This window comes from Paenibacillus terreus (assembly GCF_042138595.1).
Taxonomy (GTDB): domain Bacteria; phylum Bacillota; class Bacilli; order Paenibacillales; family Paenibacillaceae; genus Paenibacillus; species Paenibacillus terreus.
Window position 1 is genome coordinate 59,867 of sequence record NZ_JBHIRX010000005.1, and the last position, 25,481, is coordinate 85,347.

The following is a 25,481-nucleotide window of genomic DNA, read 5'->3' on the forward strand; positions in this document are numbered from 1 at the left end:
ATGATACAGGAGTATACGTTAAGGGGGCGACAAGGTTTCTGTAACAACGACGAAATAAAAAAATTTTTTGGTGAACTTTATATTTAATCACAATCCACTTTGTGAGGCGGCACAAAACAGCGCCGGCAGCGTGGCTCATATGCTTCGGAATCTCCAATCATGACGATTGGGCCTACTTTTACGGGCTCGCCGTTGATGATTCTCTGCGTGAAGTTGCCTTCGGCACTGCCGCAAACGGCGCAGAAAGCGCTCAGCTTTTCGATATCGTCTGCCATGGCCAGCAGTCCTCCGATATATCCGAATTCCTCTCCACGGTAATCCATATTCAAGCCGTCGACAATGACATGCTTTCCGCAATAAGCGAGCTCCTGAACAAGGTTCATGATCGGACGGTTAAAAAATTGCACCTCATCAAAAGCGACAACGTCCGCGTCACGGGTCTGTTCCAAAATTTTGGCCACAGTCTCTTCCGTCAGCTTGCGCGGTATGGAAATAGCAGGAAGGCGGTATCCGATGCGGCTGACGATCTCATCCTTGGCAAAACGATTGTCCTCAGCAGGTTTGTAGGCGACCACCTTGCGGCGGCCGTATTTCATTAATTTTTGACAGCGGCGGATGAGCTCCCCCGATTTTTCGCTGAACATAGGACCTGTAATTACAGTAATACGCCCTGTAGACAAAGCAATTCCCCTCTTTCTTTAAAGAAAACGCCACTATAGATTACCATATGTTAAGGGAGACAGGCCAGAGACAAATGCTTGAATTTTGACAGGATACGCAGCCGCTTCATTGCTCGAAGCCGTCAAGTCTGCTACTGTAGAAAGACGGGATTACATAGAAGAAAAGAGGAATCCGGATGGATGATGTCAACTCTCGCTTCAAGCAGAGAAAGGCTGAATTGGCACGTCTCGGTCTGCTGAGCTCTGAGGCGGAGGCGCTGGTGAATGACATGCTGGAACAGGTTGATATGCTGGAGCAGCGGAATACGGCGCTTCGCCGGTCGCTTCGCAGCTCATCAAAAGCACCGCGCATGTCCAGCAAGCTGAAAGATGCGCTTTACGAATAAGCTGCCAGATCGGGCGCCTGATTAAGAACAGGCCGGGTTCAGCCGAGGCTGCCGGCTTATTTGTAATGCCGTTCAAAGAGAGTAAAATAGACTTTAAATAATCATGCAGCAATAGTGGAGGTTAATATGGCAATCACATGTGATATAGCGATACTGGGCGGAGGAACGGGAGGTTATGTGGCCGCGATCCGGGCTGCCCAGCTGGGCAAGGATGTAGTCATCATTGAGCGTGATAAATTGGGGGGCACCTGTTTGCATCGCGGCTGCATTCCCAGCAAATCACTGCTTAGAAGCGCGGAAGTGTATGCAACTGTCAAGGAAAGCGAATCCTACGGTGTTGAGACGTCCGGGGCCAAGCTGCTGTTTCCAAAGGTGCAGGAACGCAAGGAGCAGGTCGTGGAGCAGCTTCATCAGGGTGTTCAGTATTTGATGCGCAAAAATAAAATCAAGGTTTTGCACGGCACAGGGAGAGTTATTGGACCGTCCATATTCTCGCCAAAAAGCGGCGCAGTCGCCGTCGAGCTGGAGAATGGGGAAATGGAGACAGTCGTGCCTGCGCATCTGATTATTGCGACAGGGTCGCGGCCGCGACATATTCCGGGGCTTCAGCCTGACGGCAGGTTTATTTTGACGAGTGACGAGGCTCTTCAGCTGGACAAGCTTCCTGCTTCAATCATCATTGTCGGCGGCGGTGTCATTGGTGTGGAGTGGGCTTCCATGCTGAACGACTTCGGTGTGGAAGTGACCGTGGTAGAGACAGCAGACAGGCTGATTCCGCTTGAGGATGAGGAGATTTCCCGCGAGATGCAGAGGCTGCTGACGAAAAGAGGTGTTAAGGTCCTGACCAGCTCCCAGGTGCTGCCGGAGAGCCTCGGCAAGGATGAAGAGGGAATTCAAATTGAGGTGCGCCGGGGTGATGAAACAAGCACGCTCACCGCATCACAGCTGCTCTTGTCTGTGGGCAGACAGGCTAATGTGGAAAATATCGGACTGGAAAATACGGATATCCGGATTGAAAACGGGGTAATAGCAGTTAACGCTCATTATCAGACGGCTGAGCCTCATATCTATGCCATCGGCGACTGCATCGGCGGCGTTCAGCTTGCACATGCCGCCAGCCATGAAGGGCTAGCAGCTGTAAACCATATTTGCGGCGAGGAAGTTCATATGATACCTTCTCACCAGATCCCGCGCTGCATTTATACAAGACCGGAAGCAGCCAGCGTCGGCCTGACCGAGCAGGAGGCGAGAACACAAGGGCACGAGGTGAAAATAGGCAAGTTTCCTTTTCAGGCGATCGGCAAATCGCTCGTGTATGGCAGCAGGGACGGTTTTGTGAAGGTGATTGCGGACGGGAAGACCAATGATATTCTCGGCGTTCATATGATCGGCACGCATGTTACCGACCTGATCAGTGAGGCGGCACTGGCACAGCTGCTGGACGCTACCCCATGGGAAGTAGGCCAGCTTGCTTATCCGCACCCGACGCTGTCTGAAATTTTGGGCGAAGCGATGCTGGCGGTGAACGGGAAAGCGATTGGGATATAAGGCGCGCTTTCCTTTTCGGTGTGAAAGTGTTTTAATAAGGTTAAGCCAAGTTTTAGTACCAGGTTTTAAGACAAGATGGTATAATTAAATATGGCTTTTATAACAAGGAGGTGCCTCGATGAACGCAAAAAGCGCTGTCGACGCGCAGCTCAGGCATGAAGAACTGGGCCTGAGCAATGACCAGGTCATAGAAATGTACAGATATATGCTGCTGGCAAGAACGTTTGATGAGCGGAATATGCTGCTCCAGCGTGCCGGTAAAATTAATTTTCACGTATCGGGAATCGGGCAGGAGGCTGCCCAGGTTGGAGCAGCGTTTGCCCTTGACAGGGATAACGATTATTTTCTTCCCTATTACCGCGATTACGGTTTTGTATTGTCTGTTGGCATGACTCCGCGCGAGCTGATGCTGTCGGCCTTTGCCAAGGCCGAGGATCCGAACAGCGGCGGCCGTCAGATGCCGGGGCATTTTGGCAGCAAAAAGCTGCGGATCGTTACAGGCTCAAGTCCCGTGACGACACAGGTACCTCATGCCGTTGGCGTGGCGCTGGCCGCGAAGATGCAGAAGAAGAGCATCGTTTCTTTCGTAACCTTCGGGGAAGGATCGAGCAATCAGGGTGATTTTCACGAGGGCTGCAACTTTGCGGGCGTGCATAAGCTGCCTGTCATCATTATGTGCGAGAATAACCAGTATGCCATTTCCGTTCCTGTGCACAAGCAGCTTAGCGGGAAGGTAAGCGACCGCGCGCTCGGTTACGGATTTCCCGGAATACGGGTGGACGGCAACGACGTGCTAGCCGTGTACGCCGCTGTGAAGGAAGCGCGGGAACGCGCTGTGCGCGGTGAGGGCCCAACCCTGATTGAAGCGATGATGTACCGTCTGTCTCCACACTCGACTTCGGACAATGATTTGGCATACCGGACCAAGGAAGAGGTTGAAGAAAACTGGAAAAAAGACGGTGTGCAACGCATGAAAAATTATTTGATTGAATGCGGTATTTGGGATGAAGACAAGGACGCGATGCTTTCCGCCGAGCTCGTCCAGGAAATGAAAGAAGCGATTGAATATGCTGACCGCGCGCCTTATCCGAAGCCTGAGGATACGCTGCTGCATGTGTACGCGGACAGCAGCGGGGAGGTCCGTTAATTATGGCAGTTATGGAATATATCGACGCCATTCGGCTGGCGATGAAGGAAGAAATGGAGCAGGATGACACCGTGTTTGTCCTCGGGGAGGACGTAGGTGTCAAGGGCGGTGTTTTTACCACCACCAAGGGGCTGATGGATCAGTTCGGCGAAATGCGTGTCATGGATACCCCTCTTGCTGAATCCGCCATAGCCGGGGTGGCTATTGGAGCAGCCATGTACGGCATGAAGCCGATTGCTGAAATGCAGTATTCGGACTTTATGCTGCCGGCGACAAACCAGATTATCAGCGAAGCGGCCAAAATCAGATACCGGTCCAATAATGATTGGAGCTGTCCGGTTGTCATCCGCGCTCCGATCGGCGGCGGGATATTCGGCGGTTTGTATCATTCCCAGTGCCCTGAGTCGATCTTTTTCGGAACACCGGGTCTCAAGATTGTGGCACCGTATTCTCCTTACGATGCCAAGGGACTGCTGAAGGCAGCAATCCGTGATCCTGATCCGGTGCTGTATTTTGAGAATAAGAAGAGCTACAAGCTGATTAAAGGAGAAGTTCCTGAAGAGGACTATGTTGTACCAATCGGCAAAGCCAATCTGCTGCGTGAGGGCGACGATATCACCGTTATCGGCTATAGCCAGCCGCTGCATTTTGTCATGCAGGCCGCCGAGGAGCTGGAGCGTGAGGAGGGCATTACCGCCCATGTGCTTGATTTGCGGACTTTGCAGCCGCTTGACAGGGAAGCGATTATTGCAGCCGCCCGCCGCACCGGCAAGGTGTTGATTGTGCATGAAGATAATAAAACCGGCGGCGTCGGGGCGGAGGTGTCCGCAATCATTAGCGAGGAGTGCCTGTTTGAGCTGGATGCGCCCATTGCGCGCCTGTGCGGCCCGGATGTGCCGGCCATGCCGATCAGCCCTCCGATGGAGAAATTCTTTTTGCTCAATAAGGACAAAGTGAAAGAAGCCATGCGCCAGCTTGCCTTGTATTAATGTAGCTGCGCAGTCAAGGAGTTGAACCAATGACACAGAATAATACGCAATGGACCAATGTTACCATGCCTCAGCTTGCGGAATCGCTTGTTTCCGCAACCATTGCCAAGTGGCTTAAGCAGCCGGGGGAGAGCGTGGAGCAGTTCGAGCCGATCTGCGAAGTCATTACGGATAAAGTAAATGCGGAAATCCCTTCAACGGTGGACGGAGTCATGGGCGAGCTGCTGGCTGAGGAAGGGCAGACGGTGGCCGTAGGCGAGTTGATCTGCCGTATTCAGACCGCAGCAGAGGCCGGACACGCCGATGCAGCGCCTGCTTCCTCTGTCGGAGCCGAAATGCCTGCTGCGGCCCAGACGGCCCAGCAGGGGGATCAATCCATGCGCGGCCGTTATTCACCGGCTGTGCAGACGCTTGCCGCACAGCATCAGGTCGATTTAAGCCGCGTGCCGGGAACCGGACTGGGCGGGCGCATTACGCGCAAAGATGTTCTGGCTTATGTAGCCACAGGCGGAGCTTCTGGTGCTGCTGCTACGGGAGGCCAGGAAACCGTACAGACTACTGCGGCCAGCAAGGCGAATGAGCCTGCGGCTGTTCCTACTCAGAGCATCCCGCCTGTGCGCAACAGCGGCATTCATTTGACAGAGTCACCGAAGATACCTGCCATTGAAGTGGAGGGTGATGCTTCGGGACGTTCGGAATATTATATTGATGTCACGCCAATCCGCAACACGATCGCCCGCAACATGCGGCAGAGTGTGACGGAAATACCGCATGCATGGACGATGATAGAGGTGGACGTAACCAATCTGGTCATGCTGCGCAACAAGATCAAGGATGAATTCAAAAGCAAGGAAGGAATTAATATTACTTATTTGGCTTTCCTGCTTAAAGCGGTAGTCAATGCGATCAAAGATTATCCGATCATGAATTCTTTCTGGGCTGTGGACAAAATCGTGGTGAAGCGGGATATTAATATTTCCCTGGCTGTAGGCACGGAGGATTCTGTACTGACTCCTGTTATCCAGAAGGCGGATCAGAAAAATATTGCGGGTCTGGCTCGGGAGATCGATGATCTTGCCCGCAAAACGCGCGAAGGCAAGCTGAAGCTGGACGATATGCAGGGAGGCACCTTCACGGTCAACAACACCGGTTCCTTCGGCTCTATTTTGTCCTATCCGATCGTCAATTACCCGCAGGCGGCCATTCTCACGTTTGAGTCCATTGTGAAGCGGCCTGTTGTTATTAATGACATGATAGCTGTTCGTTCGATGGCTAACCTGTGCCTGTCGCTTGATCACCGGATTCTGGACGGAGTCATCTGCGGAAGATTTTTGCAGCGTGTGAAGGAAAACCTGGAAGGTTATTCGCTAGACACCAAGCTTTACTGATTCTATGCCGGCCACGATGTCCGGCTGGAGGGAGAGAGCAGGTTGTGAACAGACGATTGCTCGACGTGTCGTACACACCGATGATGCCTTATGCCGAAGCATGGGATTTGCAAAAGGAAATTGTGGCCAAGCTGGATGCCGGGGAGCGGCGGGAAGCCCTGCTGCTGCTTCAGCATCCCCCTACATATACCATTGGCTCGCAGCGCCATCCGGAGCATCTGCTGCTCACCCCCAAGGAGCTTGAGCAGCGCGGAATCACCGTGTTCCAAATTGACCGGGGTGGGGACATCACTTATCATGGTCCCGGTCAGCTTGTCGGCTATCCGCTGCTGATGTTGGGATATGGCAAAGGCCTTGACTTGCACGGGTATTTGCGCAGCCTGGAGCAGGTGATTATCAATTATCTGGCAAGCTTCGGCATTGAAGGCAGCCGCAAATCCGAATATACCGGGGTTTGGGTCGGGGAATTGAAAATTGCCGCCATCGGCGTGAAATTTAACAGATGCAGGCAACGCAAAGGTTTTATCACCAGCCATGGCTTCGCTTTTAATATCAAGTCAGGCATTCAGCAGGAAGGCTTTAGCGGCATTATTCCATGCGGCATCCAGGAATATGGGGTCACCTCGCTGGAGGACTGCACAGGCCAGTCATTTACGGTGAAGCAGGTGGCACAGGGGATTGTTCCTTATTTTGCGGAGCTGTTTGATTATGAGCCTGTGTTAAAAGAGTAGAGCAAGGCCGGTCCATGTGGCCGGCCTATTTTAATAACCTTTTTTGTTTGGAAAGGAGAGAAACTTTGTGGAGAATCGTTTTAGGGTTGTCCGGACGGAGGCGCAGCATATTTCCGGGGTTGCTCCATTATTTGACGAATACAGAATGTTTTATGGCCAGGCGTCTGATCCGGCGGGGGCTGAGAGCTTTTTGAGGGACAGAATGGCAGCCGGAGAGTCCGTCGTTTATCATGCCATACATAAAGAATCGGGAGCCATTGCAGCTTTCATGCAGCTGTATCCTTCATTCTCTTCCGTTTCCATGCGCAGAATATGGATTTTGAACGATCTGTTCGTAGCTTCCCCGTTCCGCAGACAAGGGGCTGCACACCTGCTGCTTGCACAGGCTGAGGAGCTGGCTGCAGCCACTGGCGCCAAAGGAATTGAGCTGTCGACCGCCGTGACCAATGTTCAGGCGCAAAAAATATACAGGAATGCCGGATATGAGCAGGATGAAGAATTTCTGCATTTTTTCCGGACGATTCAGAATGCGTAATAGTCAAGCGATATGGTTAATTTATTGAAAAAGTAAAGGCTCAAGAACAGCCAACAGGGTTGAGCCAACCATCGCAATAAGCATGACATATACAAAAATGCGGAACCATTTTTTGTGCTGCATAGGCAACTCCTTTATAATGAAAATTAGGTTTGAAAAAACAAAGCGTGTGTCATTATTGTATCGCAATCCGGAGGGAGATGAAAGTTTCGATGATCACAAAGGATCGGTTAATCAATGAATTTATGGAGCTGGTACAGGTAGACAGCGAAACAAAGCATGAACAGGAAATTTCCGGGGTGCTGAAAGAGAAATTCGGCTCGCTTGGTTTAATTGTAAAGGAAGATGATTCGCAGGAGCGTTCGGGGCACGGAGCGGGCAACCTGATTATTACGTGGGAGGCGGAAGGCGCGGAACAAGCCCAAAAAATCTATTTTACCTCGCACATGGATACGGTAACTCCCGGCAAAGGCATCAAACCGCAGCTTGGTGATGACGGCTGGATCCGCAGTGACGGAACGACGATTCTGGGAGCGGATGACAAAGCGGGGGTTGCGGCGATGCTGGAAGCGATCCGGACTGTCAAGGAGCAGGGTATTCCGCACGGTCAGATACAATTTGTCATTACGGTCGGGGAAGAATCAAGCCTGGCGGGGGCCAGAGCCATGAATCCGGACGATATAGATGCGGATTTCGGCTATGCCCTGGATTCCAATGGAGATGTTGGTTCGATCTGCGTGTCTGCCCCAACCCAGGCTAAAATTGAAATGAAAATTACAGGAAAGTCCGCGCATGCCGGAGTCAATCCGGAAGACGGGGTCAGTGCGATCCAGGTAGCATCGAAGGCGATCAGCGCCATGAAGCTTGGCCGTATTGACAAGGAAACGACAGCGAATATCGGCAGATTTGAAGGCGGCGGTCCGACCAATATTGTGTGCGATTTTGTGCAGTTATTTGCCGAAGCCCGCAGCATTGTCCAGGAAAAGGTGGATCATCAGGTCCAGCAAATGCGCGATGCACTGGAGACGACATGCCGGGATTTCGGCGCACAGGGTGAATTCCGCAGCGAGATTGTTTATCCAGGCTTCAGCTTCTCGGAGCATGATGATGTCGTCAAATTTGCGCAGCGTGCCATCGGCAAAGTAGGACTGGCCAGCCCTACCTTCACTTCGGGTGGCGGCTCTGACGCGAATATTTTTAACGGCTTCGGCATTCCTACGGTAAATCTTGCGGTCGGTTATGAGCAGATCCATACGACACAGGAGCGAATCAAGGCAGAGGATCTGGCAAAGCTGGCCGAAGTCGTTGTAGCGATTATTCGCGAGGCTAGCGAATCTAAGCAAGCATAACGTCTATCTAAGTATTTTTATGGAAGACAGACCGCATCCCGACGGAAGGTTTTCTTGGGATATCAGGAAGTCCTTGCTTCGAAGTTAACTTTCTGCTGCCTAAAAAGAATATGAAGTGCAGAACTGCCGTAGTACGGGCCTGCAGCGGCATTCCGGCCGTCAGGCCTGTTTGCCATGAGACTGGATCAGATCAATCATTTTCGTGCCGGCCTTATTGTCTTTCAGCCATTGCCGGAGCAGCAGGCGAACCTGCCAAGCCTTTCCTGAAATGCAGAGCGAGTTATCTGTTCGATAGCTTTTCATTATGGATATCTCCCTTTTGCCCACAGGCATGAATTATTTACAGCCTATGTATTAAAGAGACAAACTATACCTGATCCTAAATCAAGTTCGGCCAAGAGGAGGCAGCACATGAGCACCAGCAAACCTTATTCAAATCCAGCTTTGGAAGAAACAACGATCACAACGAATTCGATATTCACCGGGAAGGTGATTTCTCTGCAGGTGGATACGGTCCGTCTGCCGGATGGCAGCACGGCAACGAGGGAGGTTGTCCGTCACCCGGGCGCCGTTGCTGTATTGGCTATCCACAACGGCAAAATGCTCGTAGTGGATCAATACAGACAGCCGCTCGGGCGCTGTGAGGTAGAGATCCCGGCGGGCAAGCTTGAGGCGGGAGAAGATCCGATGGAAGCGGCCGCCCGCGAGCTTCAGGAGGAGACAGGTTATACCGCCAAATCTCTCAAGCTGCTGCAGTCGTTTTATACATCACCCGGTTTTGCCGATGAAATCATTCATTTGTACGTGGCTGAGGAGCTGGAAGCCGGTGAAATGTCCCCGGACGCCGACGAATTTCTGGAGCTGTCCGAGCTGACGCTGGAGGAGGCCTACGCCTGGATTCGTGAAGGAAGAATCAGTGATGCGAAAACGGTCATGGCCGTATATGCCTGGCATCTTCAGCAATATACCGGGAGCTTCTGATGACGGATCAGCTACTGACACCACTGCATAAGTATTATGCAGATTTGCATATTCACATCGGACAAACGGAGAAGGGCGCAGCGGTCAAAATCAGCGGCAGCAGGAATTTGACTTTTGCCAATATTGCCAGGGAGGCCTCGGAACGGAAGGGAATCCAGCTTACGGGTGTTATCGATTGCCATGCTCCCAACGTTCAGGAGGATATCAGACGCCATCTTGACGATGGCAGCATGACCGAAATTGAAGGCGGGGGAATAGCGTATAAAAATACGGTCATTCTGCTGGGATCGGAAATCGAAATCCGGGAAGGGGTGCGGCCTGAGGCGCATGTGCTGGCCTTTTTTCCGGATTTGGTCACGATGGCGGACTTTAGCGGATGGATGAGCAGACATATGAAAAATGTCAATTTGAGCTCCCAGAGGCTTTATGCTCCCCCACGGGAGCTGCAGGCCGAAATTTACGGGCGGGGAGGCATCATGATTCCTGCTCATGTATTTACGCCTCATAAAGGGATCTACGGCAGCTCCGCGAGACGCATGGCCGAGCTGCTGGATCTTGACAAAATCAGCGCGGTTGAGCTCGGTCTGAGTGCGGATTCGGAAATGGCGGGTTATATTTCCGAGCTTGACAGCTTCAGCTTTCTTACGAATTCCGATGCCCACTCCCTGGGTAAAATCGGACGGGAATACAACGAGCTGCTGCTGGCGGCTCCGAATTTTGCCGAGCTGCGGCTGGCACTGGAGCGCAGCGGCGGCAGAAAAGTAACCGGCAACTATGGATTGAACCCTCGCCTCGGCAAATATCACCGCTCCTTCTGCATGGGCTGCGGCACGATTCTTGATGAACAGGAGATTGCAGCGGACCGCTGTCCGGCATGCGGACATGCAAAGCTGGTGCGTGGGGTGTTTGATCGTATTCTGGATATTGCCGACCGGACCGAGCCGTTCATACCTGAACTTCGTCCCTCTTATATTTACCAGGTGCCGCTGGAGTTTATTCCAGGGTTGGGCAAAGCCAAGCTGAACCGGCTGCTTGAACGGTTCGGCACGGAAATGAATATTCTCCATCAGGCGGACGAGGAGGCGATAGCTGCCGAGGTCGGCACGGAGCTGGCACGGTCTATCGTCATGGCAAGAGAAGGACGGCTGCAGCTGGTTGCCGGAGGAGGAGGAACCTACGGCAGGATTGACAGAAAAGGGTAGCAGGCAAACCGCAGCTAACAAGGCAGGCAGCTGACTTCGTACATGCTGTCATAGGCGAATGGTCTTCTTCATAGGATAGGAACATGCTAATGAAGGAGGCCGACTTGCTGATGCAGCTTTTACGCCATTCACTTGCTCACCGGATGCCGCTATATGTATTTCTGGGTGTATTGTTCCTGGTCGGAGTCGTATTTGGCGCGTTGATGGTCAATGCGCTTACGTTGGAGCAGCAGCAGGAGCTGGGGCGGTATCTGAACAACTTTTTTGTATCGGTCGGTCAGGATGGTGGTGCGGCCGATCCCACGTTAACGAAGTTTTGGGAAATTGCATCGCTTCATTTAAAATGGGCGGCGTTGATATGGATTTGTGGTCTGTCAGTCATTGGTCTGCCCGGTATTTTGGTGCTGAATTTCCTGAAAGGAGTGCTGATCGGCTTCTCGGTCGGGTTTGTGGTTGGGCAGTATTCCTGGAAAGGGCTGCTGTTTGCGCTCGTTTCCGTTGCTCCCCACAATGTTGTGGTCATCCCGGTGCTGCTCGTGTGCAGCGTGGCTGCCATGACTTTTTCGATACAGATGATCAAGGACCGGATGCTGCTGACTCGCCGTCCTTCCGGCTTTGTCAAACCGTTTGCATCCTACGCCGGCTTGACAGCCGTGATGATGCTGTTTCTGCTGGGGAGCGCATCGTTTGAAACCTGGGTGACTCCGGTCATGATGCGATGGGTAACACCGCTGCTGATGTCTGCGGGAGCGGTTTGATCCTCGTGCAAAATGTTTGACTTTATTTGAGAATTCCCCCTATAATGATAGAAGTGAAATTGGGGCAGTGCGCAGAGAATCCTGAGGGGGAGGGATAAAATGGAAGCGCGGATCGACAAAATTAAGCAGCAGCTGCAGTCCCAGGGCTATAAGTTGACGCCTCAGCGGGAAGCCACCGTAAGAGTTTTGCTGGAGAATGAAGAAGACCATCTGAGTGCGGAAGATGTTTTCATGCTCGTGAAAGAAAAAGCTCCTGAAATCGGTCTGGCAACCGTATACCGTACCCTTGAACTGCTGAGCGAACTGCACGTGGTGGAGAAAATCAATTTTGGTGACGGAGTTGCCCGTTATGATTTGCGGGGCGATACCTCCAAGCACCATCATCATCATTTGATATGTGTTCAGTGTGGAAGCATGGATGAAATCAGGGAAGATTGGCTTGGTCCCCTGGAGGAACGACTGGAGAGAGAATTCGACTTCACTGTGCTGGATCACCGGCTTGATTTCCACGGCATTTGCTACCGCTGCAAGGCCAAGAATGACCAGGCGGAGCAGGAGGATTGATTCTTCCTGCACTTTTGAAATGAATAGAATAGACAAGCTCTCCCCGCATATTCTGCGGAGAGAGCTTTTTTGGTGCCGAACCTGTCCCGGTGGTACATAGTTAAGGACAGCCTGTCATACAATGAGCTGTATATTAAACAGGAAGGGAAGTGGCGGCGTGATATTCTCCCTGAGAAAGGGCTGGAGATTTATCCGTTTTATCGTCCTGTTCTGTGTACTGGTTTTTTTGCTCTATTCCGCGCTCGAACGGCTGTCTTCCTGGGTGACCCCGATCCAGCAATATAAAATTCCCGCAGGAAACGTGGTGAAGGTGGCGGGCGGTTCCATTGCCGAGGAGCAGCCGGAGGGCGGCTTCTGGCAGAGGCTGCGCTTTTTTTACTGGTACGGAGAATGACGGCGGGGCAGGATAACATTTGAACCGCGTAGAATGTTGTAAGATGGGCTTCTGCCCAAATACGGAAGACAAAGGAGCGATTTGCTCTTATGAAGCATTATATAACGCCCTTTATCCGCTATTTGGAAGACGAGAAGGGATTGTCGCCAAGCACATTGGAAGCTTACCGCCGTGATGTTGAACAGTTTGCCGAGTTTGCAGCCGGTCAGCAGGTGACGGTGCCGGATGACGTCAAACGGACACATCTTGTCATCTATACGGGCCATTTGCAGGAGCTGAACAAGGCGCCGGCGACGATTACACGATCCATGATCGCAATCCGCTCCTTTTTTCATTATTTAATCCGTGAAGGAAAGGCTTCACAAGACCCTTCCCTGCTGCTGGAGCTGCCCAAGCAGGAGAAGAAGCCTCCTTCTGTTTTAACGCAGGAAGAGATGGACAGGCTGCTGGAAGCGCCGGATAGGTCAACACCTGCAGGCATGCGTGACAAGGCCATGCTTGAGCTGCTGTACGCGGCGGGATTGAGAGTGTCGGAGCTGGTTACCCTGAATGTGGAGGATGTACGGACTGACATGAGATTTGTGCATTGTCATGGCGCGGGAGGCAAAGAGCGTGTCGTGCCCATGAGTGTACAGGCCGCTGAATGGTTAAAGCTGTATATAAGCGAATCCCGGGAAACCTTGCTGAGATCCCGGAACTCCAGTACACAGGAGGAAGCACTGTTTCTAAACAGCTCGGGAAAGCGGCTGAGCCGCCAGGGCTTTTGGAAGCTGCTGAAAAAGTATGGCGTCGAGGCCGGGATTCAAACGGATATTACACCGCATACGCTGCGGCATTCCTTTGCCGCCCACCTGCTGGAGAATGGAGCCGATTTTCGGTCGGTGCAGGAGATGTTGGGCCACTCAGAGATTTCGGCAGCAAGAATGTATCTGGGTTCACCCAAGAAAAGCATGAAAGAAGTATACGAAAATTTTCATCCCAGGGCTGGCAGCAGAGCCTCCCTGGAAATGATCAATTTATCACAGCCAAGGAGTGACAGCAGGTATGACTGAACGTTCATCAGACCGCTTTAAACGCATCGCTTTTATCGTACTGGACAGCGTGGGCATCGGCGAACTGCCGGATGCCGCCAAGTTCGGTGATGAAGGTGCCCATACGCTGGGCCATATCCTGGAGCGGGTGCCTCAAACAAAGCTTCCAAATATGCAAAAGCTCGGACTGGGCAATATTGCCGAGCTGCCTCACTTGCAGCCGGTGGACAAGCCTGCGGGGTATTATGGCAAAATGAATGAGGTGTCTGTCGGCAAAGATACGATGACCGGGCACTGGGAGCTTATGGGGCTGAAGATTAATACGCCTTTTAACACGTATCCTGAAGGCTTTCCGGCGGATCTGATTCATGAATTTGAAAAGCTGACCGGACGGAAAGTGCTGTGCAATAAACCGGCTTCCGGAACGGAGGTACTGGTGGAGTATGGCGAAGAGCAGATGAAAACAGGGGCGTGGATCGTATATACATCCGCCGACAGTGTTTTCCAAATTGCTGCCCATGAAGATATCATCCCATTAGAAGAGCTCTATGAAGCCTGCAAAATCGCCCGCAGACTGACGCTGGCACCAGAGTATTCCGTGGGTCGGGTCATTGCCCGTCCATATGTGGGACAGCCCGGCAGCTTCAAGCGTACGCCGAACCGCCATGACTACGCGGTCAAGCCGCCGGAGCCGACAGTTATGAACACGCTGGCTAATGCCGGTCATGACGTAATTGCTGTGGGGAAAATCAATGATATTTTCGACGGTGAAGGAGTAACGGAAGCCTATCCGACCAAAAGCAATGAGCACGGGATCGAAGTGACTTTGGAGCAGCTAAGCAGGGATTATAATGGTCTGCTGTTCACCAACCTCGTCGATTTTGACTCCCTGTACGGACATCGGCGCGACCCGGAAGGGTACGCACACGCACTTGAGGTGTTTGACCAAGCCGTTCCTGACCTTATGGCCAAAATCGGACCGGACGATCTGCTGATCATATCGGCGGATCATGGGAATGACCCTGTACACAGCGGAACGGATCATACGAGGGAGTATGTGCCTGTCCTGATCTACAGCCCGTCGCTGCAGTCACCTGCCAGCATAGGCGTACGGGACACTTATGCGGATCTTGGCGCCACCATAGCGGAGAATTTCGGCGTGCAGGCGCCGGCACATGGAAAAAGCTTTTTGAATTTGCTTAAATAGCGATATAGCGATATGTCAGGAGAGAAGAGAACATGAACACAATCAGTCTGGGAATGATCCAGCGGGCAGCAGCCTACATCCGTTCGAAAACCAAAATCATCCCGGAGATCGGTTTGATCCTCGGATCAGGGCTTGGGATATTGGCCGATCTTATCGAAGAAGGGGTCAGCATTCCTTACCAGGATATCCCTCATTTTCCGGTATCTACAGTAGAAGGGCATGAAGGGGAGCTTCTGCTTGGGACGGTCCATGGACGTCCGGTCGTGATGATGAAGGGACGCTTCCATATGTATGAAGGCTACGGCCCTGAAGTGACCGCTTTTCCGGTGCGTGTGATGAAGGAGCTTGGCGTCAAAAGCCTGCTCGTTACAAATGCGGCTGGCGGAGTGAATACTTCTTTTGCGGCGGGTGATCTGATGCTCATTACCGATCACCTGAACCTGACCGGCAGAAATCCGCTGGTTGGCCCGAATGACAATGCGCTTGGGGTGCGTTTTCCTGATATGACAGAGGCGTACAGCAAACGATTGCGCTCCATTGCCAAGGAGGTAGCTGAGGGACAAGGACTGCAGCTTCGTGAAGGTGTCTATGCAGGCTTGCTGGGGCCTACTTACGAGACACCCGCAGAAATCGTGATGCTGCGTACGCTGGGAGCGGATGCGGTAGGTATGTCCACGGTGTCGGAGGTTATTGTTGCCCGTCACGCAGGGCTTGAAGTGCTCGGCTTCTCCTGCATTACGAACATGGCTGCCGGCATTCTGGATCAGCCGCTGTCGCATAGTGAAGTCATGGAAACTGCTGAGCGGGTGCGGGGCCAGTTTCTGAGTTTGGTGCTCGGAGTCATTCCAGGTATGTAACAAATACAGCATTTGCAAGTTGGGAGTGTCCGTAAGGTCTATTGACCTGGGGCACTCCCTTTGTCTACTGTAAGGCGCTACGGAAACGAAACTTTCCTCTAATCATAAACCCGAAGAAAAAGTGCTAGAGCATAGTACCTTTCTGCACTCTATTAGGAACAAAACGGCGGATTAACCGCCGTTCATGTCAAAGCTCAAAAACGATTAAGCAATCTGATGAATAGACCATACGATGCCTGCTGAGGAGCTGCCACCTAAATTTAACCCGATGGTAAGCCCTGATGAAACATAGAACAGTCCAAGCACATCATTCTGATTCAGCTCGACATCTCCGGTGAGTGTTACAGTACCGCTCCCCAGTACAGCCCGCAGCGTCAGCAGAGTCACGCTAATATTTAATATTGGGAAAAGTCCGGCTATCAGATTCGAAGTGGAAGGCGATGTTCTTCTTACGACAAATGCCGGATTGATCCCTGGGCCAAGAGAGAGAGAAAGGGCTGCGGTGGTTGAATAGTTAATTGTCGCCTTAATGCTGTATCTTCCCGTTTGCGGGACTGTGAACGTACCTGTGGCAGGGTTAAATCCAGTATTGGAGTAATGAGGGCTGGTCACTGTAAAACCACTGATTTGAGTGTCGGTCACTATTCCGGTAATAGAACCTACAAAAGCAGAGAACCCATTCGCTGCCACCAGAGGTCCGGTCGCCCCAGTGGAGCCAGTGGCTCCCGTAGTACCCGTGGCACCTGTGGTTCCTGTGGCACCTGTGGCCCCGGTAGCGCCCGTGGCTCCAGTCACGCCTGTAACGCCCGTAGCTCCGGTGGCTCCGGTGTCGCCCGTGGCCCCCGTCGCGCCGGTGACGCCCGTGACTCCAGTCGCCCCAGTGTCGCCTGTGGCTCCAGTGGCTCCGGTGTCGCCCGTAGCGCCCGTAGCGCCGATGGCTCCGGTATCGCCCGTGACTCCCGTCGGTCCAGTGTCGCCCGTGGCTCCGGTATCGCCGGTGACGCCCGTGACTCCAGTCGCTCCGGTGTCGCCTGTGGCCCCCGTGGCCCCAGTCGCTCCGGTGTCACCCGTGGCCCCCGTTGCTCCTGTGTCACCCGTAGCGCCAGTCACGCCAGTCTCGCCCGTGGCCCCGGTCGCGCCAGTGTCGCCCGTGGCTCCGGTGTCGCCCGTGGCTCCAGTCGCTCCGGTGTCGCCCGTGGCTCCGGTGTCGCCCGTGGCCCCAGTCGCTCCGGTGTCACCCGTGGCTCCGGTAGCCCCGGTGTCGCCTGTGGCTCCGGTATCGCCCGTGGCCCCGGTCGCGCCAGTGTCGCCTGTGGCTCCGGTATCACCGGTGGCTCCAGTCACGCCAGTACCGCCCGTAGCGCCAGTGTCGCCCGTAGCGCCAGTCGCTCCAGTGACGCCCGTAGCGCCAGTCGCTCCGGTGTCGCCTGTGGCCCCTGTCGCCCCAGTGTCGCCTGTGGCTCCGGTAGCTCCCGTGGCCCCGGTATCGCCCGTGGCCCCGGTCGCGCCAGTACCGCCCGTAGCGCCAGTGTCGCCCGTAACGCCAGTCGCCCCAGTGACGCCCGTGACTCCAGTCGCTCCGGTATCGCCTGTGGCCCCCGTGGCTCCGGTCGCTCCGATGTCGCCCGTGGCCCCCGTCGCGCCAGTATCGCCCGTGGCTCCCGTAGCGCCGGTGTCGCCTGTGGCTCCAGTGCCGCCCGTGGCTCCGGTAGCCCCGGTATCGCCTGTGGCTCCCGTGGCTCCAGTGGCTCCGGTAGCTCCCGTGTCGCCCGTGGCCCCGGTAGCCCCGGTATGGCCTGTGGCTCCCGTAGCGCCAGTCGCCCCCGTGTCGCCTGTGGCTCCGGTGTCGCCTGTAGCTCCGGTGTCGCCCGTGGCTCCAGTCGCGCCCGTAGCCCCGGTGGCTCCGGTATCGCCTGTCGCTCCCGTCGTGCCGGTGTCGCCTGTAGCTCCCGTCGTGCCGGTGTCGCCCGTAGCGCCAGTCGCCCCAGTATCGCCCGTGACTCCCGTCGGTCCAGTGTCGCCCGTGGCCCCCGTCGCTCCGGTGTCACCTGTGGCTCCAGTCGCCCCGGTGTCGCCCGTGGCTCCAGTCGCCCCGATGTCGCCCGTGGCTCCGGTATCGCCGGTGACGCCCGTGACTCCAGTCGCTCCGGTGTCGCCTGTGGCCCCCGTGGCCCCAGTCGCTCCGGTGTCACCCGTGGCCCCAGTCGCCCCGATGTCGCCCGTAGCGCCCGTCGCCCCGGTTTCGCCTGTAGCTCCGGTCGGTCCAGTAACGCCCGTGGCCCCGGTAGAGCCAGTAGCTCCGGTGGCCCCGGTGTCACCAGTCGCGCCAGTCGCGCCAGTCGCCCCCGTGGCCCCGATCGCGGATGTTGGCACTTCTATACGGACATTTGCCGATCCTTTCGTGACTTCGATTTGCAGCGTGTCGGAAAAAAAGTTAATGCTTTCTCCGTTTGTCACAGTAGCCGAACCGTTTTGACCATTCACATTAAAGAAAAACTCTCCGGGAAGCTGGGACAAAATACTATCCAGCTTGTTTTGGAGGACCCACTCTTTCTTGGTTGCTTCCTTGAGCGTGCTTCTGACACTGTCATTGACGGCCAAGAGCTCGCTCACTGTGGGTGATGGTCCGCTTATGCCAGGCAGCGTTCCCAGGACGTATTGTATTTTTTCACCTTCTGCATTGAGAATGTGACTTAAAGCAAGCTCTTCGAGAGCGATAGAAGATAACAGCAGGTTAAGTGCATCATCTCTGGTAACAGATATAATCGGGGTGATATTGGGTAGATTGGATTGCGACATTTGTGCTTGTCCCCCTTTTCGTCAAGTGAGTTCTTTGAGGTTAACAGAAGAGGATTTGCTGCCGCCTCTTCCGGAGTCAGAGGGCGGTTTCATTACTCTATGGATCTAAACAGTGGCATATAAAGATCAGCCGAAGCAATTTTCTAGTTTTATCGTTCCCCCCTCTTTTTCACTAAAAAAGTAGAATTGCCCATGAATACTAAGAAATAATGTGGAACTCTTTATAACTGCTGCCAAAGCACGCCGAAAGGCGTTTTCTTACAATAGAAGTTCCACGTAGTAATCTATTCTCGCATTTCTATAAAAGTGTTGGCCTTTGTCCATGCCGTTCAAAAAGTTGTGTACTCTTGACGGAGAAGAGGAAAAAAGGCGTTCTCAACAAGTGTGTTATAGCCGGACCCTGTTGCCAAAAACATCTTCTATTACAAGCGATTCAACCAAATCCAAGAGCATATAAGTCCATATTGCGTGCGCTGACATGAGCGGTATCACATAGATTTTTCAGTGCCTGCTTAATAGTCAGACGCTTTTTTTGTGTACATTCCCTTTTGGCTGGAATAATTTGCTGGACGATTGACGACAATGGATAGCAGTATACGGCAGGCGCCGTCCGTTTCCGACAACCGGCGTTCTTCCGCAATGTTAGTAGGGAGGTACCGAACATGAAGAAAATCAGTCTATCTTTATTGCTCGTATTCAGCATCAGCGCCGGTCTGCTGCTGCCGCCAGCTTCTGCCGAAGAGAAAGGAGGCGCACAGCAAGCCGATGTATCCCTGGCACCTCAATCCAGCTCTGCTATCCTGCTGGATGCGTACACCGGTACGATCATTTACGAGAAAAACAGCCATGATAAGCTGCCTCCGGCAAGCATCACGAAAATCATGACGATGCTGCTTACGATGGAGGCGCTGGAGAATGGGAAGCTGAAGCTGACGGACCCTGTCCGGGCCAGCGAATATGCGTCCTCCATGGGCGGGTCGCAGATTTTTCTGGAGCCGGGTGAGGAAATGAGCGTTGAGGAAATGCTCAAAGGGATTGCCATGGCCTCGGGTAATGACGCTTCTGTAGCGATGGCGGAGAAGATTGCGGGGTCAGAGCAGGCATTTGTGCGTTTAATGAATGATAAAGCCAAGGAGCTCGGCATGAACGACACACATTTTGCCAACTGCAACGGCCTGCCGGCCAAGGATCATTATTCCTCTGCACACGATATCGCATTGATGAGCCGCGAGCTGCTGAAATATCCGCAGATTACGAAATATACCGGAGCGTATCAGGACTATCTGCGCAAAAGCAGTGATAAACCGTTCTGGCTGGTTAATACCAATAAGCTGGTCCGCTTTTATACAGGAGCCGACGGCTTGAAAACAGGCTATACTTCCGAAGCTAAATTCTGCCTTTCCGCTACCGCCAAGCGTGACGGAATGCGCGTTGTGGCAGTGGTGCTCGGGGAACCCAACACCAAAACCCGCAATAGTGAGATCGCCTCCATGTTTGACTATGCGTTTTCTCAATATGCCATGAAATCGTTGTATAACCAGGGTGACGAGATCGGCAAGCTGAGCATTGAAAAAGGGGTGGTTCCGGAATTAACGATTAAAGCGGATAAGCCTTACAGCGTTCTTGTCAAAAAGGGCGGCCGTCAAGAGGAGATCCGTCACGAAGTTCAGTTGGACAGCGGGATCAAAGCGCCGCTCAAAAAAGGAGAGGTGATCGGCAAGCTGATTGTTTACCAAAATAATGCCAAGCTGAAGGAATTCGAGCTGAAGTCTCCGGTTGCCGTGGAGAAGGCAGGCTGGTGGAGACTGTTTAAACGCACCACCTCCAAACTGTTTTCCTGACATGAATCGCCCGTGGGGGTTGCTTTTGTAGATTGGGCACAGTTTTCTTCTAGTTTTGTCGCAGGGCAGGATTCTATCATTGGTTCGTAGAAATCCTTGTCCAAGTCAGGGAGGAGAGTGAAGCAAACATGAAGCTGAAAGTGGAGATGGATTATCAGCGGGGGGTTCTGATCGCCAGACTGGCCGGTGAGCTGGATCATCATACTTCGGATCAGGTGCGGGCACAGCTCGATGAGGCGATTATGCGCCAGCAATGCGAGCATCTTGTTCTGAATTTTAAGGATTTGCAGTTCATGGACAGTTCAGGGCTGGGGGTCATTCTGGGCCGGTATAAGCTCCTTAAGCAAAAGAACGGCAAAATGGCGGTATGTGATGCAACTCCTGCAGTTTACAGGCTGCTTGAAATGTCAGGACTGTTCAAAATCATGACTTGTTACGAGAACGAAGAGGTGGCTCTCTCGGGAATGGAGGTCGTGTCATGACAGAAACGGGTGGAAGCAATTTCATGACGCTGCAGTTTGCGGCCAAGTCGGAAAATGAGTCTTTTGCGCGTGTAGCAGTAGCGGCCTTTATTTCACAGCTCGATCCTACCATGGATGAGTTGAGTGATTTGAAAACGGTCGTCTCCGAGGCGGTAACCAATTGTATCATCCATGGGTACAATAATGATCCTTCAGGTATTGTAACAATCAGAGCGGGCATCGAAGGGGATACCGTCACACTCGTGATCGAGGATTCGGGTCAGGGAATTGAGGACCTGGAGCTTGCGCAGCAGCCGCTGTATACCTCCAAGCCGGAGCTGGAGCGGTCTGGCATGGGCTTCACCATCATGGAAAACTTTATGGACGAGTTTGAAGTGACCAGCGAACTGAACGGCGGAACGGTCATTCGGATGAAGAAAAGGATCGAATCCAAGAAAGCTTTATATAATTAGGTAGGGGTTGGGCCTATGAATGCTGAAATCAAGCGCGGTACTAACACTTATCTGGATGATGGGGAAGTCAAAAAACTGATTGCCTTAAGCCAGACGGGCGACAACAGTGCCCGTGACAAGCTGGTGAACAGCAACATCCGGCTGGTATGGTCTGTGGTGCAGCGTTTCATGAACCGCGGGTATGAGCCGGAGGATTTGTTTCAGATCGGATGTATCGGCCTTCTGAAATCGGTGGACAAGTTTGATCTCAGCTATGATGTCAAATTTTCCACTTACGCCGTACCTATGATTATAGGTGAAATTCAGCGTTTTCTCAGAGATGACGGAACGCTGAAGGTAAGCCGATCCCTGAAGGAAATGGCCAACAAGGTCCGGAAAAAAAGGGACGAGCTCTCCAAGCAGCTGAATCGTCTGCCGACGATCAAGGAGGTTGCCGATGAGCTCGGGGTGTCGCCGGAGGATGTCGTATTCGCCCAGGAAGCCAACAAACAGCCTACATCCATTCATGAAACTGTCTTTGAAAACGACGGCGACCCCATTACGCTTATGGACCAGATTGCGGACGATTCCCAGGAGCGCTGGTTTGACAAACTTGCTTTGAATGAAGCGATCGGGGGACTGACCGAACGGGAACGGCTCATCGTATATCTTCGGTATTTCCGGGACCAGACCCAGTCCGAGGTTGCCAGCAGGCTTGGCATATCACAGGTGCAGGTATCGCGCCTCGAGAAAAAAATACTGCAGTCCATCAAGGACCAGATTGCCCAATAATATAAGCGCTGCAGATAAATCTATAATTCTGGACATGTGTTCACCCGCGGCTTGCCGCGAGTGTGCAGATGTCTTTTTTGCTATCACAATAACAATTCATGTTCACGAAAAGAGCTTTTGTAATAAGGATAAAATCCGTCAGCTTCCTCATACTAACATTAGTGGACAGCTGAGGAGGGATATAGAGCGAATGAATCACACTACACAGCATGAAGGAGATACAGAGGCTGTACAGCACCCGCCAACCCGGGAGAGCGGACACGGGGAGGATGCTGAAGCCCGCAAGCGGCATCAGGAGAAGGCAGACAACGAAATCTCCAATAATGTCAAAGAATCCGTGCTGTATTGGCAGGAAGAGGATACGATTCCTGTGAGCATGGAGGATATCAAGCAGACGCTGCAGGATACTGTGGGGCTTGGCAAATCCTTTGATGTGGTTCTGCGGGAAATGAATTTTGGGGGCAGAAAGGTAGGCATTTTCTTTATCAACGGATTTGCCAATTCACTGCTTCTGTCCGAAGTGCTTGACCGGCTCAGTTATGTATCGCCTGGGGACATCTCTTCCAATGCGCTGGAGTCATACTTTGAACGCTTTATCCCGCATGTTCAGGTGGAGCTGGAGGACAAGATGTCTGCCGTCATTAACAAAGTGCTGACCGGAGTGAGCGCTTTTTTTATCGATGGAGCGCACCAGGCGATTCTTGTCGATACCCGTTCGTATCCCGTAAGAGGGCCTGAGGAGCCGACCATTGAGAAAGTTGTACGGGGAGCAAGAGACGGCTTCACGGAGACGCTGATGACGAACATCGCGCTGGTAAGGCGGCGTCTGAGAGACCCGGGGCTTAAATATGAAATCATGCAGGTTGGCCGCCGCACACGCACTGATGTATGCCTTGCTTATATTGATGATATTGCGGATAAAAAGCTGGTGGACTCGGTCAGAGCCAAAGTTAAAAAGATTGTTATTGACGGCATCCCGCTGGCTGACAAGCAGCTTGAGGAGGCGATGACCGACAAAAAATGGAACCCTTACCCGCTCGTGCGTTATTCGGAGCGTCCGGACGTAGTGGCCTCCCATTTGCTCGAGGGAAGGGTTGTACTGTTTGTCGATACGTCCCCCAGCGTCATGATTTTGCCCACAACTTTTTTTGATTTGTGCCAGCATGCGGAGGAAAACAGACAGTCTCCGTTTATGGGAAGTTATTTGCGGTGGATCCGTTTTGCCGGCATTTTTGCCTCGTTGTTCTTGCTTCCGCTCTGGATGCTCATGGTGATCAGCCCTGAGCTGAAGCCGCCTATACTCGACTTTATTGGTCCTCAGAAGGCCGCGAAGCTGCCCCTGATCATTCAGTTTCTGCTGATTGAGTTCGGGGTGGATCTGATGAGAATGGCGGCTGTACATACGCCGACACCTCTTGCCAGCGCCATGGGACTGATCGCAGCCATTCTGATCGGCGATATTGCTGTCCAGACCGGACTGTTCGTTAACGAGGTGGTTCTGTATATGGCGATCGCGGCAATCGGGATGTTTGCAACTCCAAGCTATGAGCTCGGGCTTGCCAACCGTTTGATACGGCTCGTGCTGCTGGTACTGGTGGCTGCCTTTAAAATCAAAGGATTTGTGATCGGCGTAACCGCCATTCTTGTGCTGCTTACGGTACACCGTTCCTACAATTCCTCGTATATGTGGCCCTTTATTCCTTTCAGTGCCAAGGGCATGCTGTCCATCCTTATCCGTAAATCCGTGATGGAGGATGAAAAGAGACCGTCGTATAATAAGCCGCGCGATTCCACACGCATGCCTGAGCATCAAGGCGGCACCTGAAGGATAGGCTGAAACCGGGACGGTTTCCGCACAAAAATCCGTTGCCCGCTGCGCATTTTTTGCTATACTTATGTAAACATTCTTTGGAATTAGAGCTGTTCCAGAAAGAGAGGCCCCAGGAAATGTATTTACATGGTACCAGCAAAATCAATGCCCAAGGGCATTTGGAAATAGGCGGCTGTGACGCGACTGCGCTGAGAGAGCAGTTCGGCACACCGCTTTATGTTGTCGACGAGCAGCTGGTTCGCCGCCGCTGCCGTGAATTTATCGAAGCTTTCCGCGCGACGGGGCTTTCTTTTCAGGTGGCCTACGCAAGCAAAGCGTTCTGTGTAGTGGCGATGTGCTCCCTCGCTGCAGAAGAAGGAATGTCCCTGGACGTAGTTTCTGACGGTGAGCTGTACACTGCTCTTCAAGCTGGGTTTCCCGTTGAACGCATTCATTTCCACGGAAATAACAAAACGCCCGCCGAGCTGGAAATGGCGCTTGACGCCAGGATCGGCTGTTTTGTTGTGGATAACCTGACTGAGCTGCACCTGCTGCAGGCGCTTGCCGCCGAGCGGAACATGCGGACCAATATTCTTCTGCGCGTGACGCCGGGCGTAGAGGCTCACACGCATGAATATATTTCGACAGGGCAGACCGATTCCAAGTTCGGATTCGATATTGGCAACGGGGCAGCCATGGAAGCTGTTAAGCTGGCCCTTCAGCAAAGTCAGCTGAATCTGCTCGGCGTCCATTCCCACATCGGCTCCCAAATTTTCGAGGTGGACGGCTTCGAGGTTGCCGCCGAGCGTGTGGCTGCCTTTACAAAGTCCGTAAAAGAAGAACTCGGGGCGGAATTTAAGGTTATTAATCTTGGCGGCGGCTTCGGCATCCGTTATACGGACGAAGATACTCCGCTGCCGGTGTCCCGTTATGTGGAAGCCATTGCCAAAGCGGTCAAAACCCATTTTGCCGGAATCAGCGCAACGCTGCCGGAAATCTGGATCGAACCTGGCCGCAGCATCGTCGGTGATGCAGGCACCACGCTCTATACGGTCGGAAGCATCAAGGATATTCCCGAGGTGCGCAAATATGTTTCCGTCGATGGAGGCATGACGGATAATCCGAGACCAGCCCTTTATCAGGCGAAATATGAGGCGATGCTGGCCAACCGCGCGAATGATCCGGCCGAGGAAACGGTATCCATCGCCGGCAAGGCCTGCGAGAGCGGTGACATGCTCATTTGGGATGTTGAGCTGCCAAGAGTGAAGAGCGGTGACCTGCTTGCTGTGTCATCCACCGGGGCTTATAACTACTCCATGGCAAGCAATTACAACCGGATTCGCCGTCCTGCCGTCGTGTTTGCGGCCAACAGCAAGGCAGAGCTTGTTGTACGCCGCGAGAGTTATGAAGACCTGGTGCGCAACGATCTTATTCCTGAGCGTGTGAGCAGCCGCACACTTGTGTAAAGGAAACAGAAGACTTTGCCAATTGCAGGGATCCATAGTAAACTGTAGTCTGATGTCTCTTCTGACAGCAGTCCGGACGGAGCATTAACATCCACCGGGCGCCAAATTTGATG

26 protein-coding genes are annotated in these 25,481 nt (G+C 53.1%); 22 read left to right on the top strand and 4 right to left on the bottom strand.

The window, feature by feature from the left end:
- Window positions 1-83: 83 nt before the first annotated feature.
- A complete protein-coding gene (locus ACE5KN_RS11375; RefSeq protein WP_375523512.1) occupies window positions 84-680 on the bottom strand; it encodes a thymidine kinase in 597 nt (198 codons plus the stop codon).
- 176 nt (window positions 681-856) lie between these two features.
- Between ACE5KN_RS11375 and ACE5KN_RS11380 the strand changes: the two genes are divergently transcribed.
- The 7 genes from ACE5KN_RS11380 (at window position 857) to ACE5KN_RS11410 (ending at window position 7,404) form a co-directional block, all read left to right on the top strand.
- Window positions 857-1,066 (top strand): hypothetical protein, encoded by a 210-nt coding sequence (locus ACE5KN_RS11380; RefSeq protein ID WP_375523513.1) that lies wholly within the window; start codon window positions 857-859, stop codon window positions 1,064-1,066.
- 126 nt (window positions 1,067-1,192) lie between these two features.
- Window positions 1,193-2,614 carry a dihydrolipoyl dehydrogenase gene (lpdA, locus tag ACE5KN_RS11385; RefSeq protein ID WP_375523514.1) on the top strand — a complete coding sequence of 474 codons (1,422 nt, stop codon included), beginning with the start codon at window positions 1,193-1,195 and terminating at the stop codon, window positions 2,612-2,614.
- A 118-nt stretch (window positions 2,615-2,732) separates the two neighbouring features.
- The gene (locus ACE5KN_RS11390) at window positions 2,733-3,761 is read left to right on the top strand and encodes a thiamine pyrophosphate-dependent dehydrogenase E1 component subunit alpha (protein WP_375523515.1); all 1,029 of its coding nucleotides are present in this window, start codon (window positions 2,733-2,735) and stop codon (window positions 3,759-3,761) included.
- 2 nt (window positions 3,762-3,763) lie between these two features.
- Window positions 3,764-4,750, top strand: a complete 987-nt coding sequence (locus ACE5KN_RS11395; RefSeq protein ID WP_355320389.1) for an alpha-ketoacid dehydrogenase subunit beta — start codon at window positions 3,764-3,766, stop codon at window positions 4,748-4,750.
- A gap of 29 nt (window positions 4,751-4,779) precedes the next feature.
- Entirely contained in the window at window positions 4,780-6,138 is a 1,359-nt protein-coding gene (locus ACE5KN_RS11400) for a dihydrolipoamide acetyltransferase family protein (RefSeq protein ID WP_375523516.1), read from the top strand.
- A 44-nt stretch (window positions 6,139-6,182) separates the two neighbouring features.
- Window positions 6,183-6,869, top strand: coding sequence for a lipoyl(octanoyl) transferase LipB (gene lipB, locus ACE5KN_RS11405; RefSeq protein ID WP_375523517.1), 687 nt, complete (start codon window positions 6,183-6,185; stop codon window positions 6,867-6,869).
- Window positions 6,870-6,936: 67 nt separating this feature from the next.
- Entirely contained in the window at window positions 6,937-7,404 is a 468-nt protein-coding gene (locus ACE5KN_RS11410; RefSeq protein WP_375523518.1) for a GNAT family N-acetyltransferase, read from the top strand.
- Window positions 7,405-7,425: 21 nt separating this feature from the next.
- On the opposite strand, the gene prli42 is transcribed toward ACE5KN_RS11410, so the two are convergent.
- Window positions 7,426-7,527: a stressosome-associated protein Prli42 gene (gene prli42 / locus ACE5KN_RS11415; RefSeq protein ID WP_375523519.1), complete on the bottom strand. Its 102-nt coding sequence runs from the start codon at window positions 7,525-7,527 to the stop codon at window positions 7,426-7,428.
- An 89-nt stretch (window positions 7,528-7,616) separates the two neighbouring features.
- Between prli42 and ACE5KN_RS11420 the strand changes: the two genes are divergently transcribed.
- On the top strand, window positions 7,617-8,753 hold the full coding sequence (locus ACE5KN_RS11420; RefSeq protein ID WP_375523520.1) for a tripeptidase T: 1,137 nt from the start codon (window positions 7,617-7,619) through the stop codon (window positions 8,751-8,753).
- 159 nt (window positions 8,754-8,912) lie between these two features.
- Here ACE5KN_RS11420 and mciZ read toward each other — a convergent pair whose 3' ends face one another.
- Window positions 8,913-9,056 (bottom strand): Z-ring formation inhibitor MciZ, encoded by a 144-nt coding sequence (gene mciZ / locus ACE5KN_RS11425; RefSeq protein ID WP_375523521.1) that lies wholly within the window; start codon window positions 9,054-9,056, stop codon window positions 8,913-8,915.
- Window positions 9,057-9,164: 108 nt separating this feature from the next.
- Between mciZ and ACE5KN_RS11430 the strand changes: the two genes are divergently transcribed.
- The 8 genes from ACE5KN_RS11430 (at window position 9,165) to ACE5KN_RS11465 (ending at window position 15,747) form a co-directional block, all read left to right on the top strand.
- On the top strand, window positions 9,165-9,734 hold the full coding sequence (locus tag ACE5KN_RS11430; RefSeq protein WP_375523522.1) for an NUDIX domain-containing protein: 570 nt from the start codon (window positions 9,165-9,167) through the stop codon (window positions 9,732-9,734).
- Window positions 9,734-10,936 carry an endonuclease Q family protein gene (locus ACE5KN_RS11435; protein WP_375523523.1) on the top strand — a complete coding sequence of 401 codons (1,203 nt, stop codon included), beginning with the start codon at window positions 9,734-9,736 and terminating at the stop codon, window positions 10,934-10,936. Before ACE5KN_RS11430 ends, ACE5KN_RS11435 begins: the two co-directional genes overlap by 1 nt.
- A gap of 110 nt (window positions 10,937-11,046) precedes the next feature.
- Window positions 11,047-11,694: a stage II sporulation protein M gene (gene spoIIM / locus ACE5KN_RS11440; protein WP_375523524.1), complete on the top strand. Its 648-nt coding sequence runs from the start codon at window positions 11,047-11,049 to the stop codon at window positions 11,692-11,694.
- Window positions 11,695-11,793: 99 nt separating this feature from the next.
- A complete protein-coding gene (gene fur, locus ACE5KN_RS11445; protein ID WP_375523525.1) occupies window positions 11,794-12,258 on the top strand; it encodes a ferric iron uptake transcriptional regulator in 465 nt (154 codons plus the stop codon).
- A gap of 157 nt (window positions 12,259-12,415) precedes the next feature.
- On the top strand, window positions 12,416-12,652 hold the full coding sequence (locus ACE5KN_RS11450) for a DUF4227 family protein (RefSeq protein WP_375523526.1): 237 nt from the start codon (window positions 12,416-12,418) through the stop codon (window positions 12,650-12,652).
- 89 nt (window positions 12,653-12,741) lie between these two features.
- Window positions 12,742-13,704: a site-specific tyrosine recombinase XerD gene (gene xerD / locus ACE5KN_RS11455; protein ID WP_375523527.1), complete on the top strand. Its 963-nt coding sequence runs from the start codon at window positions 12,742-12,744 to the stop codon at window positions 13,702-13,704.
- A complete protein-coding gene (gene deoB, locus ACE5KN_RS11460) occupies window positions 13,697-14,890 on the top strand; it encodes a phosphopentomutase (RefSeq protein WP_375523528.1) in 1,194 nt (397 codons plus the stop codon). Before xerD ends, deoB begins: the two co-directional genes overlap by 8 nt.
- 32 nt (window positions 14,891-14,922) lie before the next feature.
- Window positions 14,923-15,747: a purine-nucleoside phosphorylase gene (locus tag ACE5KN_RS11465; RefSeq protein WP_375523529.1), complete on the top strand. Its 825-nt coding sequence runs from the start codon at window positions 14,923-14,925 to the stop codon at window positions 15,745-15,747.
- Window positions 15,748-15,951: 204 nt separating this feature from the next.
- Here the strand turns inward: ACE5KN_RS11465 and ACE5KN_RS11470 are convergent, their stop codons facing one another.
- On the bottom strand, window positions 15,952-18,546 hold the full coding sequence (locus ACE5KN_RS11470) for a beta strand repeat-containing protein (protein ID WP_375523530.1): 2,595 nt from the start codon (window positions 18,544-18,546) through the stop codon (window positions 15,952-15,954).
- Window positions 18,547-19,208: 662 nt separating this feature from the next.
- Between ACE5KN_RS11470 and ACE5KN_RS11475 the strand changes: the two genes are divergently transcribed.
- The 6 genes from ACE5KN_RS11475 (at window position 19,209) to lysA (ending at window position 25,368) form a co-directional block, all read left to right on the top strand.
- Window positions 19,209-20,387 carry a D-alanyl-D-alanine carboxypeptidase family protein gene (locus tag ACE5KN_RS11475; RefSeq protein ID WP_375523531.1) on the top strand — a complete coding sequence of 393 codons (1,179 nt, stop codon included), beginning with the start codon at window positions 19,209-19,211 and terminating at the stop codon, window positions 20,385-20,387.
- Window positions 20,388-20,515: 128 nt separating this feature from the next.
- The gene (gene spoIIAA, locus ACE5KN_RS11480) at window positions 20,516-20,869 is read left to right on the top strand and encodes an anti-sigma F factor antagonist (RefSeq protein WP_375523532.1); all 354 of its coding nucleotides are present in this window, start codon (window positions 20,516-20,518) and stop codon (window positions 20,867-20,869) included.
- Window positions 20,866-21,321: an anti-sigma F factor gene (gene spoIIAB, locus ACE5KN_RS11485; protein WP_375523533.1), complete on the top strand. Its 456-nt coding sequence runs from the start codon at window positions 20,866-20,868 to the stop codon at window positions 21,319-21,321. The genes spoIIAA and spoIIAB overlap by 4 nt, the downstream gene beginning before the upstream one ends.
- 15 nt (window positions 21,322-21,336) lie before the next feature.
- On the top strand, window positions 21,337-22,092 hold the full coding sequence (gene sigF / locus ACE5KN_RS11490; RefSeq protein ID WP_375523534.1) for an RNA polymerase sporulation sigma factor SigF: 756 nt from the start codon (window positions 21,337-21,339) through the stop codon (window positions 22,090-22,092).
- Window positions 22,093-22,282: 190 nt separating this feature from the next.
- Window positions 22,283-23,917 (top strand): spore germination protein, encoded by a 1,635-nt coding sequence (locus ACE5KN_RS11495; protein WP_375523535.1) that lies wholly within the window; start codon window positions 22,283-22,285, stop codon window positions 23,915-23,917.
- A 122-nt stretch (window positions 23,918-24,039) separates the two neighbouring features.
- A complete protein-coding gene (gene lysA, locus ACE5KN_RS11500) occupies window positions 24,040-25,368 on the top strand; it encodes a diaminopimelate decarboxylase (protein ID WP_375523536.1) in 1,329 nt (442 codons plus the stop codon).
- Window positions 25,369-25,481 lie beyond the last annotated feature (113 nt).